This window comes from Pseudomaricurvus sp. HS19 (assembly GCF_009857815.1).
Classification (GTDB): Bacteria; Pseudomonadota; Gammaproteobacteria; order Pseudomonadales; family Cellvibrionaceae; genus Pseudomaricurvus.
In genome coordinates, this window is sequence record NZ_WVVW01000002.1 from 78,650 (window position 1) to 96,565 (window position 17,916).

Annotated in this window: 13 protein-coding genes; 2 read left to right on the forward strand and 11 right to left on the reverse strand. The window is 60.6% G+C overall.

Features of this window, described 5'->3' with window-relative positions; genetic code table 11:
* Positions 1 to 4: 4 nt before the first annotated feature.
* The 4 genes from glgX to GSF27_RS08130 all read right to left on the reverse strand — a co-directional run bounded on the left by glgX (position 5) and on the right by GSF27_RS08130 (position 8,608).
* Positions 5 to 2,128 carry a glycogen debranching protein GlgX gene (gene glgX, locus GSF27_RS08115; protein WP_160967746.1) on the reverse strand — a complete coding sequence of 708 codons (2,124 nt, stop codon included), beginning with the start codon at positions 2,126 to 2,128 and terminating at the stop codon, positions 5 to 7.
* A complete protein-coding gene (glgB, locus tag GSF27_RS08120) occupies positions 2,125 to 4,464 on the reverse strand; it encodes a 1,4-alpha-glucan branching protein GlgB (protein WP_160967748.1) in 2,340 nt (779 codons plus the stop codon). The genes glgX and glgB overlap by 4 nt, the downstream gene beginning before the upstream one ends.
* 113 nt (positions 4,465 to 4,577) lie before the next feature.
* Positions 4,578 to 6,692, reverse strand: coding sequence for a 4-alpha-glucanotransferase (malQ, locus tag GSF27_RS08125; RefSeq protein ID WP_160967750.1), 2,115 nt, complete (start codon positions 6,690 to 6,692; stop codon positions 4,578 to 4,580).
* 530 nt (positions 6,693 to 7,222) lie between these two features.
* Positions 7,223 to 8,608 (reverse strand): FAD-binding oxidoreductase, encoded by a 1,386-nt coding sequence (locus tag GSF27_RS08130; RefSeq protein WP_160967752.1) that lies wholly within the window; start codon positions 8,606 to 8,608, stop codon positions 7,223 to 7,225.
* Positions 8,609 to 8,825: 217 nt separating this feature from the next.
* Here GSF27_RS08130 and GSF27_RS08135 point away from each other — a divergent pair, with 217 nt between their 5' ends.
* Complete coding sequence (locus GSF27_RS08135; RefSeq protein WP_160967754.1) at positions 8,826 to 9,452, forward strand: outer membrane beta-barrel protein; 627 nt, start codon at positions 8,826 to 8,828, stop codon at positions 9,450 to 9,452.
* A 237-nt stretch (positions 9,453 to 9,689) separates the two neighbouring features.
* The gene (locus GSF27_RS08140) at positions 9,690 to 10,436 is read left to right on the forward strand and encodes a YkgJ family cysteine cluster protein (protein ID WP_160967756.1); all 747 of its coding nucleotides are present in this window, start codon (positions 9,690 to 9,692) and stop codon (positions 10,434 to 10,436) included.
* Positions 10,437 to 10,457: 21 nt separating this feature from the next.
* On the opposite strand, the gene stpA is transcribed toward GSF27_RS08140, so the two are convergent.
* The 7 genes from stpA to selD form a co-directional block, all read right to left on the reverse strand.
* Entirely contained in the window at positions 10,458 to 11,711 is a 1,254-nt protein-coding gene (gene stpA, locus GSF27_RS08145) for a glucosylglycerol 3-phosphatase (RefSeq protein ID WP_160967759.1), read from the reverse strand.
* Positions 11,712 to 11,833: 122 nt separating this feature from the next.
* Positions 11,834 to 12,355 (reverse strand): SLATT domain-containing protein, encoded by a 522-nt coding sequence (locus tag GSF27_RS08150; protein ID WP_160967762.1) that lies wholly within the window; start codon positions 12,353 to 12,355, stop codon positions 11,834 to 11,836.
* Positions 12,356 to 12,504: 149 nt separating this feature from the next.
* A complete protein-coding gene (locus GSF27_RS08155) occupies positions 12,505 to 14,007 on the reverse strand; it encodes an ABC transporter permease (RefSeq protein WP_237457461.1) in 1,503 nt (500 codons plus the stop codon).
* Positions 14,004 to 14,741: an ATP-binding cassette domain-containing protein gene (locus GSF27_RS08160; protein ID WP_160967764.1), complete on the reverse strand. Its 738-nt coding sequence runs from the start codon at positions 14,739 to 14,741 to the stop codon at positions 14,004 to 14,006. The genes GSF27_RS08155 and GSF27_RS08160 overlap by 4 nt, the downstream gene beginning before the upstream one ends.
* Positions 14,742 to 14,744: 3 nt before the next feature.
* On the reverse strand, positions 14,745 to 15,611 hold the full coding sequence (locus tag GSF27_RS08165) for a putative selenate ABC transporter substrate-binding protein (RefSeq protein ID WP_160967766.1): 867 nt from the start codon (positions 15,609 to 15,611) through the stop codon (positions 14,745 to 14,747).
* 34 nt (positions 15,612 to 15,645) lie between these two features.
* Entirely contained in the window at positions 15,646 to 16,797 is a 1,152-nt protein-coding gene (gene mnmH, locus GSF27_RS08170) for a tRNA 2-selenouridine(34) synthase MnmH (protein WP_160967768.1), read from the reverse strand.
* A complete protein-coding gene (selD, locus tag GSF27_RS08175; RefSeq protein ID WP_160967770.1) occupies positions 16,794 to 17,846 on the reverse strand; it encodes a selenide, water dikinase SelD in 1,053 nt (350 codons plus the stop codon). The genes mnmH and selD overlap by 4 nt, the downstream gene beginning before the upstream one ends.
* Between the last annotated feature and the right edge of the window lie 70 nt (positions 17,847 to 17,916).

Sequence of the window (17,916 nt, forward strand, 5' to 3'; positions counted from 1 at the left end):
CCTCTCAGGATTCAGATGATTCTGTGGCCGCGTCCATGCGCGCCCGCAGCAGTACGGAAGAACAGGAAAACAACCGCAACCGGCTTTCCACGGTGCAGTTATCGGGATCCGGTATACCAGTGACAAGACCGGTATCGAACAACACTTCCCAGCTGGCGACGCCGGGCAGTTCAGGTAACTGAAAAGTAATGGCGTCGCGGCCGGCGTGAAAGATCATCAGCACCCGTTCCTGCTGATCGGTGCCGGGAATCTTGCAGGTCGACAGGCTGCCAACGGTCTTTGAGTGGTGTTCACCCCAGTGGCTCGCCTGCATCAGCTGACCGGTGGGCCCATACCACTCCATACTGGGATCGTTAGGGTCACTGGGCTCGTGGATATAGTCGTCCAGCGCAAAAATGTGCAGCTGCTGACGCAGTGCCAACAGGTGGCGGGTAAAGATTTTCTGCTGGTCCGCGGTATCGGAGATATCCTCCCAGGGGAACCAGTTGAGCTCATTGTCCTGACAGTAGGCGTTGTTGTTGCCAGCCTGGCTGCGACCTATTTCGTCGCCGGACAACAGCATGGGAATGCCCTGGGAGAGGATACTGGTGGCCAGGATATTGCGCTGTTGGCGACGGCGCCAGATGTTCACGCCGGTGTCTTCTGTGGGTCCTTCAACCCCGAAGTTATCGCTGTAGTTCTCGTGATGCCCATCGCGATTGTCTTCGCCATTGGCCAGATTATGGCGCTCCTTATAGCTGACCAGGTCCGCCAGGGTGTAACCATCGTGACTGGTGACGAAGTTGATACTGGACGAAGGCCTGCGGCCGGAGTGTTCGAAGATGTCGCTGGAACCGTGTATGCGACGGGCGAACTCTGGCAGCACACCCGGGTCGCCACGCCAGAAGCGGCGCACAGTATCGCGGAAGCGATCATTCCATTCGCTCCAGCCCGCCGGGAACCGTCCCAGCTGGTAACCACCCGGACCGATATCCCAGGGCTCGGCGATAAATTTGATGCCCGCCAGCACCGGATCCTGCAGCAGGGCATCGAAAAAGCCGCTGCCTTGGTCGAAGCCGTGTGCCTCGCGGCCCAGTACCGGCGCCAGGTCAAAGCGAAAGCCGTCCACACCCATTACCGTCACCCAGTAACGCAGGCAGTCCATCACCAGCTGCACCACCCGCGGGTGTGACAGATTGACGGTATTACCGCAGCCGGTGTCGTTGATATAGAAGCGTTTATCTTCCGCCTGCAGGCGATAGTAAGAGAGATTGTCGATGCCGCGGAACGACAGTGTCGGTCCCAGTCGACTGCCTTCGGCGGTGTGGTTAAACACCACATCCAGGATCACCTCCATACCGGCATCGTGGATGCGTTCAATGGCGTGACGACACTCGAGGATATCGTTACCACTGAGGTAGGACTGGTGCGGGGTAAAAAATGACAGGGTGTTATAACCCCAATAGTTGCTCAGGCCCTTGTTTACCAGAAACGATTCACTGATAAAGCTCTGCACAGGCAGCAACTCGATGCTGGTGACCCCCAGGCTCTTTAAATAGGCCAGCGACTCCGGGTGTGAGAGACCGGCAAAGGTACCACGCTCCTGCTGCGGTATCGCCGGGTGCAGCATGGTGAAGCCTTTCAGATGCGTCTCATAGATAACCGACTTCGACTTGGCAATACGGTTGGCCGGGCTGACCTGCAGCGCCTGCGGATCCACCACCACCTTGCACTTGGGCACGAAGTGCTGGTTATCGCGACTGTCCAGCAACGTATCCTTGTCCGCATCGCTGCTCTCAAAACCGAAATGGGTGTCGGACCAGACAAACTCCCCCACCAGGGCTTTGGCGTAGGGATCCAGCAACAGCTTGTGGGGGTTAAATCGATGCCCCAGGTGAGGCTGGTAAGGGCCGTGTACCCGGTAGCCATAGACGGTGCCGGGCGCTGCCTTGGGCAGGTAACCGTTCCAGACGTGGTTGGAGACATCCGGCAGGTCGTAACGTTTTATTTCATGGGCGCCGTCGTCGCTGTACAGACACAGTTCCACCCGAACCGCGTGTTCGGAAAACAGCGCGAAGTTGACGCCGTCACCATCCCAGGTGGCGCCCAGGGGGTACGGCAACCCAACGCGCATGGCTTCGGCCGTCATAATGTTTCCGGCCCCCTGCTCTGCTTGCTGCCGGGCAAGGACTCAGCAAAAGGTTCCGCATCAACGACAGTCGCCTTTTCCTGATTCCCCGGTGCTTTCTGATTCCCTGAAGCTTCCTGCTCCCACTGCAACACCAGAGTGGCCAGTGGTGGCAAGGTCAGCTGCAATGACCATGGGCGATTGTGACTGTCACAGGCCTCTGCACTGAGGCGACCGAGATTGCCCTGGCCGGTGCCGCCGTAGAATTCACTGTTGCTGTTGATGCACTCCAGGTAATCTCCCGGCTCCGGCACGCCGACGCGGAAGTTCTCGTACACCGTCGGGGTAAAGTTGCAGGCGATGATGGCCATGGCACCGCTGTCCGGGTCACGGCGGGCGAACACAAACACCGCACCTGACGGGTGAGCAGCTTCCAGCCATTCAAAACCACGGTAATCCGCATCGTGGGTGTACAACGCCGGCAGCGCGTCATACACCCGGTTCAGGTCCCGCACCAGACTCTGGATACCGGTATGGCGACCGTCGGACAGCAGGTGCCAGTCGAGGCTCTGGTCGTGGTTCCATTCGATGCGCTGGGCGAACTCACAGCCCATAAACAACAGCTTCTTGCCGGGATGGGACCACATAAAGGTGAGGAAGGCCCGCAGGTTGGCAAACTTCTGCCAGTCATCGCCGGGCATCTTTTCCAGCAGGGAGCACTTGCCGTGTACCACCTCATCGTGACTGATGGGCAGCACAAAATTTTCATTGAAGGCGTAGAACAGGCCGAAGGTGATTTCGTTGGCGTGATACTGCTTGTGAATTGAATCGCGGGCCATGTAGCGCAGGGTGTCGTTCATCCAGCCCAGGTTCCACTTGTAGCCAAAACCCAACCCGCCGCTGGAGGTCATGTGAGTCACACCCGGCCAGGCGGTGGACTCTTCGGCGATCATCATAATGTCGGGATAGTGGTGGTAGGCCCGCTCATTCACCAACCGTAGCAATTTAATGGCGCCGAGATTTTCACGGCCACCGTATTCGTTGGCCAGCCACTCACCGGCTTTGCGACTGTAATCCAGGTACAACATGGACGCCACGGCATCAAAGCGCAGGCCATCAAAGTGGAATTCACTCAACCAGTAGAGGGCGTTACTCAACAGGTAGCTCACCACCTCCGGCCGGTCGTAATCGAAGATCAGGGTATTCCAGTCCGGGTGGAAGCCGCGGCGCGGGTCTGCGTGCTCGTAGAGCGAGGTACCGTCGAACACCCCGAGCCCGTGCTCATCGGTGGGGAAATGACCCGGCACCCAATCCAGCAGTACGCCGATACTGTTCCGGTGTGCAGTGTCGATCAGGTGGCGCAGGCCATCCGGGTCGCCAAAGCGTGAGCTGGGGGCGAACATACCGATGGGCTGATAGCCCCAGGAACCATCGAACGGGTGCTCACTGACCGGCATCAGCTGGATATGACTGAAGCCCATGTCGACCACGTACTGCACCAACTGCTCAGCGAAGTCCTGATAGGTGAGAAACTCCTGGCCATTACCGGTACGCCGCCACGAACCCAGGTGCACTTCATAGATGGAGATGGGTGCGTCGCGGCGCTGCCTGTCACCACGCTCCTGCATCCACTGTTGGTCCTGCCATGAGTAGGCGCCCTTCCCACTCACCACCGATGCGGTGCTGGGTCGCAGCTGCATCCGCCGTGCAAACGGATCCGCTCGCAGGGGCAACTGCGATCCACCGGCAGCGGTAATGGCAAACTTGTAGTGACAGCCGCTCAGGTCGGTGGGAATAAACAGCTCCCAGATACCGCACTCGTGATTCTTGCGCAGTACATGCACGCGGTCATCCCAGTGATTGAAGTCACCGACAATGGCTACCCGGCTGGCGTTCGGTGCCCACACCGCAAACAACACGCCGTCGATACCGTCCACGCGACGATGATTAGCTCCCAGAAACTCCCAGGCGCGCTCCTGTGTGCCCTGGTTGAACAGGTAGCAATCCATCTCCCCGAGCTGTACGCCAAAGCCATAGGTGTCGACCACCGTCACAGTGGCCAGCGGGTAGTGAACCCTGAGGCGATAGGGGAAAAAACCGCGGCTGGCCACAAACGCCTCAAACAGGCCGTCATCGTGCAAGCGTGCAGCGCTGGCCAGCGGTTCATCGTCTGCGGCACCGACAATGTCCACCTGCACCGCGCCCGGCAGGAAGGCGCGGATCACCTTGACCTCCGGACTGCCGGTGGCGTGTATGCCGAACAGTGAAAAGTAGTCGCAGCAGGTACCACCGACAATAGCGTCGATGGTGTGCTGTGCCAGGGTTTCACGGGCGCTGATGTCGGAAAGGTTCACCATCGTTACTGCCTTGTTCACAGGTTCGCCAGCTGACGCCCCATCCCCGCCAAATGAGTGTGCAGGCACGACATGCTCTTGCAGGTCGCCGGGGGCATCAAAACAGAGGCCAGGACTCATGCTTGCCCGCGACCTTCGACCAGGCCGGCGAGCAAGCGCCGGGGCTGCTCACCTGCCAACAGTTCGTCCACGGCCAGCGGCAGCTTCCTGCGCCAGTTGGGGTATTCATCACAGGTACCGGGAATATTCACCGGCAACTCGGTGAAACACAAATCCTCAATTTGTACCGACACCAGCTGCGACGCCATGCGACCGCTGGTGTGAAAAATGGCCCGGCACAATTCGTCGTCGAACGGGCGGTGAATATTAAAGTCCTGCCATCCCTGGGGCAGGAGCCCGGCATTGTTGACCCAGTGCAGCACCTGTATCAGGTCCGACTCACGGTCGTGAATAGTGGCCGCCAGTATGCCGTCGTCATCCAGCAGGCCGATCTCCCGACGCAGGGCTATGTCGGTTTTATTCCACCAGGCAGTGAGGGTTGGCACATCGTGATTGGCCACCATCGCCAGGCACCGGGGCGCGAAATGTTCCGGGCGCTTGAAGACCACACCGTCGTACTTCTCAAAATAGAACAAGGCGTTCGACAGGATGGTCGAATGGGCCATGCGCTCGCGAATTTCCGGCGGCACCACGCCCAGGTCCTCGCCGATCACAACACACTGCTGGCGCAGGCTTTCCAGTCGCAGGATGGCAAACAGCTCCGCCACCGGATAATAAATATAGGCGCCGGTGCTGCTATCGCCAGGACCGGGACACCACCACAGTCGCATCAGCGCCATGATGTGGTCAATACGCAAGGCCCCGCAGTGGGCCATATTGTTCTGCAGCAGGGTAATAAAGTGGGCGTAGCCGCTGTCCACCAGCTCGGTGGGTTTCATGGGCGGCAGGCCCCAGTTCTGTCCCTGCGGCGCCAGCGGATCCGGCGGCGCGCCGATACTGGCCCGGGTGCAGAACAGGTCCGGGTTCAGTTGCACCTCGGCACTGTTGCTGCTGCTGGCCACCGCCAGGTCGCGGATCAGGCCCACCGCCATGCCATGCCCCAGGGCCAGCTGCTGGCAGACTTCCAGCTGGATCTCCGCCAGCCACTGCAGGTAAAAATGAAACAGGGGATCGCGGGCATTGTCGAAAGAGAAGCGGTTCTTGCTCGCCTGATCCCGGGCAAACACCTGGCCGGATTCCCCCTTGGCAGCGATGTAGGCGTGAAACGCCTCGGCGCGCGGCGAGCCCGCCTTAAGGTGCTCTTTCTTAAAGTGGCGGTACATGCGGTTGAAGATATTGAACTTCAGTTTGGTCACCGCGGTGTAATCCACCTGCGGCAGTTGCCGCAGCTCGCTCAGCTCCTGCTGTATCGACTCTTTGGCAACGTACTCCTGCAGGGTCGGGTTATCGGAGTAATCCTCCACCTGCCGGGGGTCTATGTACAGCGGGTTGAGGAAGCGTCGGTCCATGGGGCTGTAGGGGCTGCAATTTTCCGGGTGATCGGAATCCAGCAAATGCAGCGGGTTGAGGACCAGGAAGTGCAGGCCAAGTTCTGCCGCCCGCAGCACCGTATCCTGCAGATCCGAAAAATCACCCATACCCCAGTTGTGCCCGGACTGCAGGCTGTACACCTGCACCGACAGCCCCGCCAGCTTGTGGTTGTGTGCCAGCCAGTCGGGGGTGTAAGCGGTAGCCGGTGCCACAATCAGGGTGGTTTGGATACGCTGTTTGATGGAGGAGAGTGTCAGCTGGTGATAGCCCGGCGGCAGTGGCGGCAGTGGCAACATGCGGGTACTGATGGTGTGCGTGGCCAGGGTGTGCGTGTCGCGTTCAGCCAGTTCGAGCGGTGCTACCGCCCCCTCGTACCGGCTACCGTCGTCAGCAACGATACTCCAGCGAACCTGGATGGGCAGGTCCACCACGTCCAGGTGCACGGGAATCTGTTCGGCGAGTCCGGCGTTTACCACCAGCGCCTTTGGCAACCAGCTGTCAAAGCGCTGGCTGTTGATCTGCAACAGGGACGCCTCGGCCGCCGCCCTGGTGCTGACATCCACCTCCAGCAGCTCCAGCACCCTGAGCCGGTTCTCCCAGGGAATGGCAACGGTTTCACCCGCGTAATTGATAAAATCTGTAGCAACACCGTAGGCGCCGAGCAACTGCTCCAGACAGCCGTGTTCAGGTTCCGTATCCAAGAAAGCTCCCAAATAGCAACAACACTTACGAATAACTATTCTTAATAGAAATTGCGCTTGATAGAACTGTACTGCTACTGCCACACCAGGCATGACTGGCGTTGTAACCTGCCACCGGATTCGCCCGGCGCTACTGCGAAACGGAAACCTTCCCGGCCCCAAATCCCTGGCCGCTATCCCGCTACTCTCGCCTAGCATAAATCGTTCCTGTGACAACCGGTTGTCAGCAAGATTACGCGGCACAAAGATCCTGCCTGCCCGGCAAAGGGAATCGGCCACTGGATTCGGGAGAGTAATTGGCCGCCACCCGGGGACGTGCTGCCCCATCGCGGAACTGGCACGGCGTCTTTTTAAAAGGAGAATAGTCGAGACCGGGTTGGACAGCCGCGGCAAATTGATTCAAAACAGACCAGGAGAAAATCCGGGCGCCCCAAAACAGAGCGCCACCGATCTATGGTTGCTGCCCGTAAAGGAACGTCCGAAAACAGCCGGGACAGCCAGTGACTGCAATGATCAGCCAGTGGCAGGACTCAGGAGATCACTCCTTCCAAAACATCCGCCAACCCGCTCACCAGGCGCCGCTGCCAGGCGGGGGTAGGCGCAGACAGTACCCGATCCTCCAGCGCATACAGCTGGTTCACGGTTTTGTAGGTGAGCCAGCGCAGCGGTTCAGGCTCCCAGCGCTTTAAGGCGGAAAGGGGCTTGTCACGCAACACCCAGGGCTGGCGTACCAGCTCCGACTCCTGCTCCGTAATCAGGTGCGCCAGGGTGCGTCCTGCCAGGTTACTGGCACCCACCCCTTCACCGGCGTAGCCACCAGCAACGGCGATGCGGGGACCGTAGTCGCACAGCATGTGCGGATGGAAACGGCGTGACAGCGCCAGGTTGCCACCCCAGTTGTGGGTGATCCTGACGCCCTCCAGCTGGGGAAAACATTGCTGCATCAGGTGCCGGCGCAGCTCCATCTCGCCGGCACTCAGGGGCGCATCGGCACGCAAGCCACCGCCAAACCGATAGCCACCACGGGCGCCGAAGATCATACGATTGTCCGCACTGCGCTGGCCGTAACTGATGAGGCGCGATGCCTCGCAGAAGGCTTCGCCGTTGGCCAGACCGATGGACTGCCACACAGATTCCGGCAGCGGCTCGGTGGCCACAATCATGCTCTGCACCGCCAGCTGGTAGTGCTGCATGGGCTTGAGCTGGCTGCCATAGGCTTCCACCGCCGGCACCACCCAGCGGGCCTTGATGGTCGCTGATGGCGTGGCAACCTCACCACTCTGCCAGCGCACCACCGGGCTGCTCTCAAAAATCTCTACCCCGGATTGCTCCAGCACCGCCGCCAGCCCCAGCGCCAGTTTGGCGGGCTGCACCGTGGCGCAATGGGGAGTGAACAGCGCACCGTAGCTGTTGGCCATCTGCAAGCGCTGCTGCAGGCCTGATTGATCAAGCCACTGCAGGTCACTGGTACTGTAACCGTAGTCCCGGCATTCGCTCAGGTGTGCCTGCAGGCGCTGCTGCTGTTCCGGGTAGCGAGCCGCGCAATAAAGCACACCGCCTTTTTTGAAATCACAGTGAATGCCCTCGCGTTCTGTCACCCGTGCCACTTCGTCGGGGATTCCCTGTAATAGCCGGTGCCCGGACTGGCGCTCCGCCCCGGGCAGGGCTTGCAGCAGCTTGTCGCCGCCGGCGATCTCTCCCAGCAGCCAGCCGCCATTGCGGCCACTGGCCCCATAGCCCACCTGTCTGGCTTCGAGAATGGTGATGCGCAGCTGTGGCTGCGCCTGCTTCAGGTAGTAGGCAGTCCAGAGGCCGGTGAAGCCCGCACCCACGATAACAACATCCGTGTCTGTGTTCTGCTGCAAGGCCGGGCGTGCCGGCTGTGGAGCGACCTGCTCCATCCACAGACTGATCATATTGAATTCCGAAATTGCCCAAATGAGAGTTGCGGGGCGCGCCCGGGATTGAAGGTCTCCACAGGCACACAACTGAATGTGTAATTATTCCATAAAGTGGTACTTTGTCAGCCAGAGTCGTGGATATTTCCGCTACAATCTGCGACCAGAATTGACTCAGGGATTGATGGGTTCAATTTTTGTTGCGTACTGACCAAATACAAAAAGGGATGAAACAATGAAGAGAGTACTTGCTGGCCTGTTACTGGCTGTGCCTTGCCTTGTCCAAGCCGCCGACAGTCACCACACCGGCAATAGCGGACGCTGGTTTGTTGGTGCTGGCTTTGGCTCTGTGGGTTTTGATGACGATGGTTTTTCGGATGACCTGGAAGATGAGCTGCGCTTCATTACCGGCGACCGCTATGACGTCGACACCGAGACTGATGACACTGCTCTGCTGCTGAAGGCCGGCTATCGCTTCAACCGCATTGTCGGTGTCGAGGTGAGCTACATTGATTACGGCGATGTGGTTTATGAGATTAATGGTGATGAGGCCTTCACCTTTGGGATTGCCGCCATCTCGCTGGCGGCCAACGTTGGCTACACCTTCAATAGCGGCTGGCGCCCCTTCGCCATTGTTGGCCTCTCCAGTGTTGACGTGGATGCCGATGATTCCGACCGTTATCTCGGTTTCCATTATGGCTTCGGCGGTGAATTTACCCCGCAGAACATGTCAGCGCTGACCTTCCGCATTGCCTACGAAGGTGACATCTTCGTCGATGACTCTCTGGAAGATGAGTCAGGCTTTGACCTGTACGCCATGGACATCGGTACACTGAATATCGGAGCCACGTTTAATTTTTAAAATTGCATCCGGGCCTCGTTCCGCGAGGCCCGGCCCTCAGTAGCAGGTGTCATTCCAGCACTTCTCCGCCGTTATTCTCTACCCTCCCCGGCAAGGCAGATACTCCCGACTGCACGCCTGACAGCTGCTACCTGTTTTCAAGCGCTCCATGAGCTACATCAAAACAACAACTCCTGAGTGGCCGTAGACTTTTCGACGAACGCTGTATGCCCGTAAACCACAACAGGAGAACGCAGAGTGAGTCAGCCCGATGAGGGAGCGCTGGACTTCTTCCGCGCCATGCATGAACAGTTCAGTCAGGTACTCACTGCGCAGCGCGGCAACGACACCATGCTCTCCGCCCTGCTGACCCTTCTCTTCACCAGTTACGAAGGTTCTGTAGAGCTGCAGTCAGAAGGGCTGCCGGAGCCGGACTGCACAAAAGGTTGCGCCACCTGTTGCAGTATCCGCGTGGTGGCTACCGCACCGGAGGTGTTCCTGGTGGCTCGCTACCTGCAGGCTACCGAAGTGCAGCTGCGCGACCGGGGGCTGGATATCCGCCAGCGGCTGGCGGACGCGGATGAAATGACCCGTAACTGCAGTGAGGAGGAGCGCGTGGCCCTGCGGCAGCGTTGCCCCTACATCCACAAGGGCGCCTGTGTGATTTACCCGGTGCGACCGCTCGCCTGCCGCAGCCATATCTCCTACAGCCAGAAAGCCTGTGTCGATGCCGCTGCCGGTCGCGTCGACGAGGTGCCGTTTTCAGACGTGCACATGAGTGTGCGCAGCCTGGTGCAGAACGCCATGCAGTCCGCCTTGCGTTCCTCCAACTTCCCCTGGGCCACCTACGAACTGAACCACGCCCTCAGTATCGCCCTGGCACATGAGGATGCCGAGGGAGCCTGGCTGGCCTCGGAAGATGTGCTGGCAGCGGCGCAGGTAGCGGATGTCAGCAGCGAGAATATGGCCGTGACTTACGACCGGATTCTCAGCCACAGCGAGTAATGTTACGTCAGCGCCGACCGCTTACCTTTGATTGGCAAGCCGCACAAAGAAGTCTGTGTATTGCGGGTAACCATCCGGGAATATCACGTTGATCTCCAGCGGGTCCGCGCTATCGGTAATGCCCTGCAGGGCACCGATGGGCACAGGGGAGCCGGAGTCTATTGGGCGGGGATTGACGCCCGGACGGTCCAACTCGCCACCACTGCTGTCAACAAACACCACCGCGGTGTCGCTGTCGAGCACCCCACCCAGGCGCTGCACCAGGGTTAAAAACCCCCGGTCACTGCCACCACGGGTGTAGTTACCCGGCTCAGCAGCAACCGAGGTTACGGTATCGCCCACCCCGACCAGGGTTGGCATCAACTGCGGATCAAACTGCGCTTTTGCCAGCGCGACCATGGAGTCGATATCGATCGGTGCCCTGCGGGCACTGAAATCCTCGCCCAGCGGAAACTCACCAGTGCCGGCAAAATAGTAGTGGTTGAGCAGCACCAGTACGCCCGCCTCCTTGATGGCACCCCGCAACATAAACTGGAAGTCGGTGGTCCCCATATCTGTGGCACTCGCCAGCTTCAGGCGCTCCACACCACCGCTGCTGCCAAGGTTGGGCGCCAGGTGAATAAAGAACGACTCCCCCAACTGTTGTTGCTCTGCCTGTTGCATCAGCTCTGACAGCAAGCCCAGCGCCATTTGCTGGGCGCCCTGGCTCAACATCAGGTCGCCGCGAAAATGGTTCAGCAAGGCGCCGATATTCAGGGTCGGGGAGACCAGGTTATCCAGTACGATAACCTGCAGGAGTTGCTCAACCGCCTCTGCTGAGAGATTGAAGGGCGGGGCAACCAGGCGCGGCCCCAGGCGCGCAAGCAACCAGGCGGGCACCGAGGCCAGGAATGCCAGCTCCCGCTCACTGACGCCCGGGTGTGAAACGCGGCCGCAGCTGTCCTGCAACTGCACGCCCCCTGCCGCCAGCCCGGGCAGATACCAGCCAGACCCACTGGCAGCCGCAGACCCGCTCGCGGCTACCGCGGTATCGACAATACCATTCACTCCCCTGGAGCCGATGTGCTCGCCATTGGTGAGGACAAAGAAGCGGCCCTGCATGCGCCTGACGGCCTCGATGTAGGCCATATCCATAACGCGTTCACGGGGATCACGCACCAGCCCCATGCAGACGCCATCCAGGTCCTGTATGACCAGCAACCGGCGGCGATTGGCAAGGGCGGAGAGAAATTGTTGATGCTCAAGAGAACGGTGGAAACGGCGTAAAACAGACATAAAACAGCAGGGGAGTCACAACTCAACACCACCCCATGCTAATCCGCTGGCCGGGACAACACAAACACGACCCACCCGCTTGAACTCTGCAACTGCCAACAAAGCGTCAGCAGGCGCACGACTCAGAGCAGAGCCCCAAACCCGGGCTGGGACTCGAGATCGTCTTCAAAAGTGATCTCGGCTTCCATGCGGCGCCAGATAGACGTTGGCAGGTTGGGACTCTCTTCCCGCACCCGGTCCCACTCCAGCTCGATATCCGCCAACTCCCGCTTCAACGCCTCATCGGTGGCTGGCGGCAGTACCGCCAGCAACTCAATGCGATGTTTCAGGTGGGAGTATTTGGCACCGGCGTTTTTATGGCTGCTGGCCTGCTCGGAATAACGCAGGAAGGTCTGCAGCCCCACCAGCACCGCAGCAGTGACACTGAAAAAACCGACAATAATTTTTGGATAGATCAGCGCCTGCTGATCGGAGAACTCCTGCAGCGAGGAGAACACCGCCGTGCCCACCAGGGTGGTGAGCACCACCGCGGGAATGCCGAGCCACAGATGACGCCGCTCGCAGGCACGGCCCGCTTCGTAGTGACCGATCTGCACCCGGTGTACCCGGAAGCGCCAATGCCTTAACAAGTCTGATTTGGTCATAATCTCTCTGGTAACAGTCCTTTTGTTAACAGTCCCTGATGTCGTTTTATTGTTGTAATGGGTAACCCGTGTGCGATTGCTCAGATAAGCCAGGGCAGAATCATAAACCGATTATGGGCTGACGCAATGACAGGGGGCAGTACCAAACGTCACACCGGCGCTACAGCAAAACTACGTCGCAGGCGCCGGGAAACCGTGTCCACCACCATATTCAGCAACGCTCCCACCACGATCAGCAACATGGCACGGTCGTAGCGAATCTCTTCAAACGCCGAGTCGATAAAGAAGCCCAGTGTCGCCACCCCCAGCAATCCCATAATGGCACTCTCCCGCAGGATCACCTCCCAGCGATAGAACAGCAGCGCCAGCAGGGCCGGAAAGCGCCGCGGCGTCTCCACGTAGGCGTAGCGCTTCAGGCCGGTGGGATCATCCGGTCGCCGCGTACGGCTGGCTTCTTCGGCATCGCTGGCGTTGGCCACCAGGAAGGCGATGAGGCCACCGTTGTGCAGCGCCAGCGCCAATACCACCGGCAGGCCGGAGGGACCAAACAGCAGCAGGAAAATATAGGCCAGCACCATCTCCGGCGCCGAGCGCAGGGCCAGCAACAGGAAGCGTCCGGGCCAGCGCATCCAGGGCCCTGCCAGTGACCTGGATGCCAGCGGATAGGTGAGCAGAATGACCACTCCGGTCAGCACCACCGCCACCTGGGTCAGCAACAGGGTCTGCAGCAGCCCAGGCCACACCTGCCGCTGCCACATCTCCGCGCCCCACTCCGCCAGCGCCGGCCAATCCCCCTGCAGCAGCGGTGTGGGCCAGATATCCTCACTGATAAAGCGCCACAGTGAACCGCCACTGCTGAAACCCACCGTCTCCGGCAGCGCCCAGATGGCCGCCAGCAGGTAGAGGGGCAACAGGCGCGGACGCAACCAGTAACGGATGGAGGCAATCAGTAACAGGAACGCCCACAGCAGGGCGCCGGCTTCACTGTAGTACCCCTGCTTGAAGGCGCTCTCCAGGTGAAATCCCAGGGTGGGCAGGCCGATAAAGCCGAGGATGGCACTGGAACGCAGGGCGCACTCAAAGCGATAGCGGGTGTAACTGAGCAGCGCCGGCAGCGACTGGGGAATGAGAGTGTAGACGTAACGCGCCAACGCCGGGGCCGCCTGCGGCAGGGTTTGTGCCGGAGTATTGGACTGCTGCTCGAAGATCTCGGCGAACACCTTGGCGAACATGCCGGTAAACGGCACCAGGATGGCGAGCAGACCTGTGAGGGCGCTGATGCCATAGAGCTGCATAAAGATCAGCCCCCAGAACAGCTCGTGCACCGAGCGTACCGCCGCGCAAAACAGGCGTACCACCCGCCAGCGAAACACCATGGCCAGCAGTAACCCCAGCGGCGCCGCGATGGCCACCGCCAACAGGGCAAAGGCGATGGTGTGCACTATGGCCTGCAGCAGCGACAGCGGTTGTTGCCACCCCGGCAGCAGCAGGCCCATGCCGATCCGCGACAACTCACTCCAGGGGTCGACGCTGTAGATCCGGAAGTCGGCAAAGGGCAGCGCCAGCAGCGCGGCGATGATCATCAGCAGGCAGACACTGTTGAGGCTGCGCACACTGGATTGCTGCAGGGACTGGCGCAGGGCGACCATCATGAGGTGCGGATCACCCAGCTATCGTCATCGGTGGTACCAGCGACCGGGTGCCCATCAGGGGAACTGGCCTGCAGGTACCAGGCATCCAGCTGCTCGCTGCTCAGTGCCGCCGCCGGGCTATCGCAACAGATGCGACCGTCACGCAGCACCACGACACGATCAAAGTTCTCCAATGCCAGGCGCCGGTTGTGCAGGCTCACCACCGCGGTTTCGTGCTGCGCCAGCACGTGGCTTAACAGCAGCTGCGCCTGCAGCGGATCCAGCGACGACACCGGCTCGTCACCCAGGTAGATGGGTTGCTGCCGGTAAAGCGCGCGTCCAATGGCCACCCGCTGGCGCTGGCCGCCGGAGAGGCGATCCACCGAGTGCCACAGTTTTTCCTCCAGGCCCAACTGGTGAGCCATGGCGGTAATGTCCCGTCGCGCTGCCGGCAGCGGCCGCACCAGGTTCCACAGCGAGGCCAGGGTACCAACCCGGTCGAGGCCGCCCATAAAAATGTTGTGATAGACCGACAGCAACTCCACCAGGGCGCCGCCCTGGGGTTGCAGGGCGCACTCGCCCGGGCGCTGCTCATACAGCAGGTTCAGCAGCGTGGACTTGCCCGCCCCCGACGGCCCCAGCAATGCCAGCTTCTCGCCACGGCGCACACACAGGTCAATCCCGTGCAGCACCGGCTGCTCACCGTAACTGTGGCTGACACCGGTGAGCCGGAACAGGAGCGCGTCCTCAGTCATGCATCAGTCCAGCAGGTCGATGGCCTTGGCCGTCTCTTCGATGGGGTCGTAGTCGTCGTTGCTGGCGGGCACAAAGCTCTGCCGCGGGAAACTGGCCAGCAGCTCGGGATCCTTCATGTCCAGCAGCGCTGCACGCACCTTGTCCTGGAAGCCGGCACCGAAACGCTTGTCCACATCACCGCGAATGCTCCACTGGTAATCAGGGTAGGTAGGGGTGGTCCAGATCACCTGCACCTTGTCGGTGTCGATCTTGCCGGCGGCCAGTTCGCTCTCCCACACGGCGTAGTTCACCGCCCCCACCTGGTAGGCGCCCGCCTGCACCTGGGCAATGGTGCGGCTGTGATCACCGGAGAAGCCGACCCGGGAGAAGAGTTTCTCCGGCGCCATACCGAACTGCTCCCGCAGGTAGAACTCCGGCATCAGGCGACCGGAGGTGGAACCCTTGCTGCCGAAGGTAAAGGTCTTGCCCTTGAGGGCCTCGGGCAGCGTCTCACCTGGCTGCAGGCCGGCGCTCTTGTGGGCGATAAAGAAACTCTTGAAGAACTGATCCTCATAACCCTGTGCCAGGGCAACCGAGCCCGGCACCAGACGCCGCGCCTGCACACCGGAGAGACCGCCAAACCAGGCCAGCTGCACCTGGTTGTTGCGGAAAGCGGTAATGGCCGCAGCGTAGGATTTCACCGGGATATAGCGCACCTCCACCCCCAGTTCCTTGCTGAGGTAGTCCGCCACCTTGCCGAAACGCTCCTGCAGCTGGGTTTCATCCTGGTCGGGAATAGCAGTGAAAACAAAAGTCTCCGCCTGCACAGCGGCGCCGCAGAGCAACAAAGCCAGAAGGCAGGTATGGCGGATATAACGCAGAAAGTTCATAACAGTTCCCTGTGTCTGATGTTCGGTAAATAAATTAATGACGGCCGGTCTGCGGAGTGGTCTGCAGATTGCCCTTTAGATGACCTTTTAGATAGTCACGCACCGCGGCGCGATCGCCGCGGAACACAATCAACTGCTGGCGCTTGCTCAACTGGTAGTCGTACATAGGGTCGTAATACTCCACCAGCAGCGCGCGAATCCACTGCCGGTGCAACTCGGTATTGCCCTGGCGATGCTGTTCCAGTGCCACGGACAACAACTGCTCCAGTGCCTGGTAGAGTACGCCGCCCAACCGCCGCCGCACCCGGTGCAGCGACTGTCGCAGGTCGTCGGCAAAAGCGTCGAAGCCCGCTTCCTCGCCCAGGTGCTGCTGCCACTCCAGCTGACGATTGAGAATGTAGTTGCGGTAGGTGTGCTCAATGCGCTCTTCCAGCGACACTTCCAGCAGCACAATGGCGGAGCCACTCATGGCTTTGGTCAATGGCAGAGGCAGTGAACAGCGACCCACCAAACGGCCTTCATCTTCCAACAGGATAGGCTGGCCGAGCTGCTGTGACTGCTGCTCCGCCTTGAGCATGGCCACCGCTACCGCGTTTTCAAAATTGAGCTGGGTTGGCTGGCCACCGGGACGACGGCCAAAGCTGGAGCCGAGATGGTTGGCCAACTGCTCCAGGTCCACCGCCTGCGGCACCTCCTGCACCAGCCCGGTCTTGTCACAGCCGGTGCGGCCGCCCAACAGCAGCAACGACTGGCTGGCACAGATACGTTCAAATTCATCGATCAGGAAACGGCGCATGGCCTTGTAGCCGCCACCAACGCGGGGGAAATCGCAGCCCGCTTCATGCATCCACTGCTGGCATATCTGGCTGCGCAGGCCGCCGCGCCAACAATATAGGTAGCCCTGCGGATTCTGCGTGGCAAAGTCGATCCAGGCGTTTACCCGCTGCGCCTTGACCTCACCCTGTACCAGCTGGTGCCCCAGCTTGATGGCCTCCTCCTGACCCCGCTGTTTGTAGCAGGTGCCGACCTGGGCCCGCTCCTCGTTGGTCATCAACGGCAGGCTGATACTGGTGGGGAAGGCCCCCTTGGCAAACTCCACCGGTGCGCGGGTATCGATCAACGGGATATCGTTGAGGAATATATGGCGAAAATCGTTGGCGTCGGCTTTGGCGTCCGGGCGACTCACAGCTCAATCTCTCCGCGCACGATGACCGCAAACTCACCCGCCGGGGCCAGTTCGCCGATGCTGGAGGCGTGGAGTCCGTGCCCGGCCAGCAGGGCTTCCAACGCCTGCGCCTGCTCTGGCCGTACCGCAATCAGCAGGCCACCGCTGGTTTGCGGGTCACACAACAGCTGCTGCACCGGCGACGCCATGGGCGCCAGTTTGTGGCCGTAGCTCTCCAGGTTACGGCCCGTCCCACCGGGGACACATCCCTGCGCCAGATAGTCCCGCGCCTCCGGGATCACCGGTACGGCGGCCGCATTCACCAGTGCCTGTACGCCACTGCCCTCCGCCACCTCCAGCAGGTGCCCCATGAGGCCGAAGCCGGTGACATCGGTAATGGCGGTCACCCCATCCAGCTGTGCGGCCAGGGCACCCACCTTATTCAGCTGGCACATGATGTCGCGGGCCAGGTGGGTGTGCTCCGGGAGCAGCTTCTTCTGCTTCTGGGCGGTGGTGAGGATGCCGATACCCAGCGGCTTGGTGAGATAGAGGCGATCCCCCACCTGCGCCTGGTTGTTTTGCTTCAGGTGTTCGCGACGGGTAAGACCGGTAACCGCGAGACCAAAGATAGGCTCCGGCGCGTCAATGCTGTGGCCACCGGCCAGGGGAATGCCAGCATCGGCACAGGCCTGGCGTCCACCTTCAACCACCTGCTGCGCCACCTCCGGCGGCAGGCTGTTCACCGGCCAGCCGAGGATGGCGATGGCCATCAGCGGCTGGCCGCCCATGGCGTAGATGTCGCTGATGGCGTTGGTGGCGGCGATACGACCAAAATCGAAGGGGTCATCCACAATGGGCATAAAGAAGTCGGTAGTACTTAGCACCACCTGACCGCCACCCAGGTCAAAGGCAGCAGCGTCGTCCTTGCTGCTGTTGCCCACCAGCAGCTGGGGGAAATCCGGCAGCTGCAGCTGTGAAACGAGAATCTGGTCCAGCACCCGGGGGGAGATCTTGCAGCCACAACCGGCGCCGTGGCTGTACTCGGTGAGGCGAATGGGGGACGAAGTCATAGTCGGGTCTCCAGATAAATCTGGAGGCAGATGATACGGACTGCGCCAGCGCTTGTCAGTGACTGGTGAC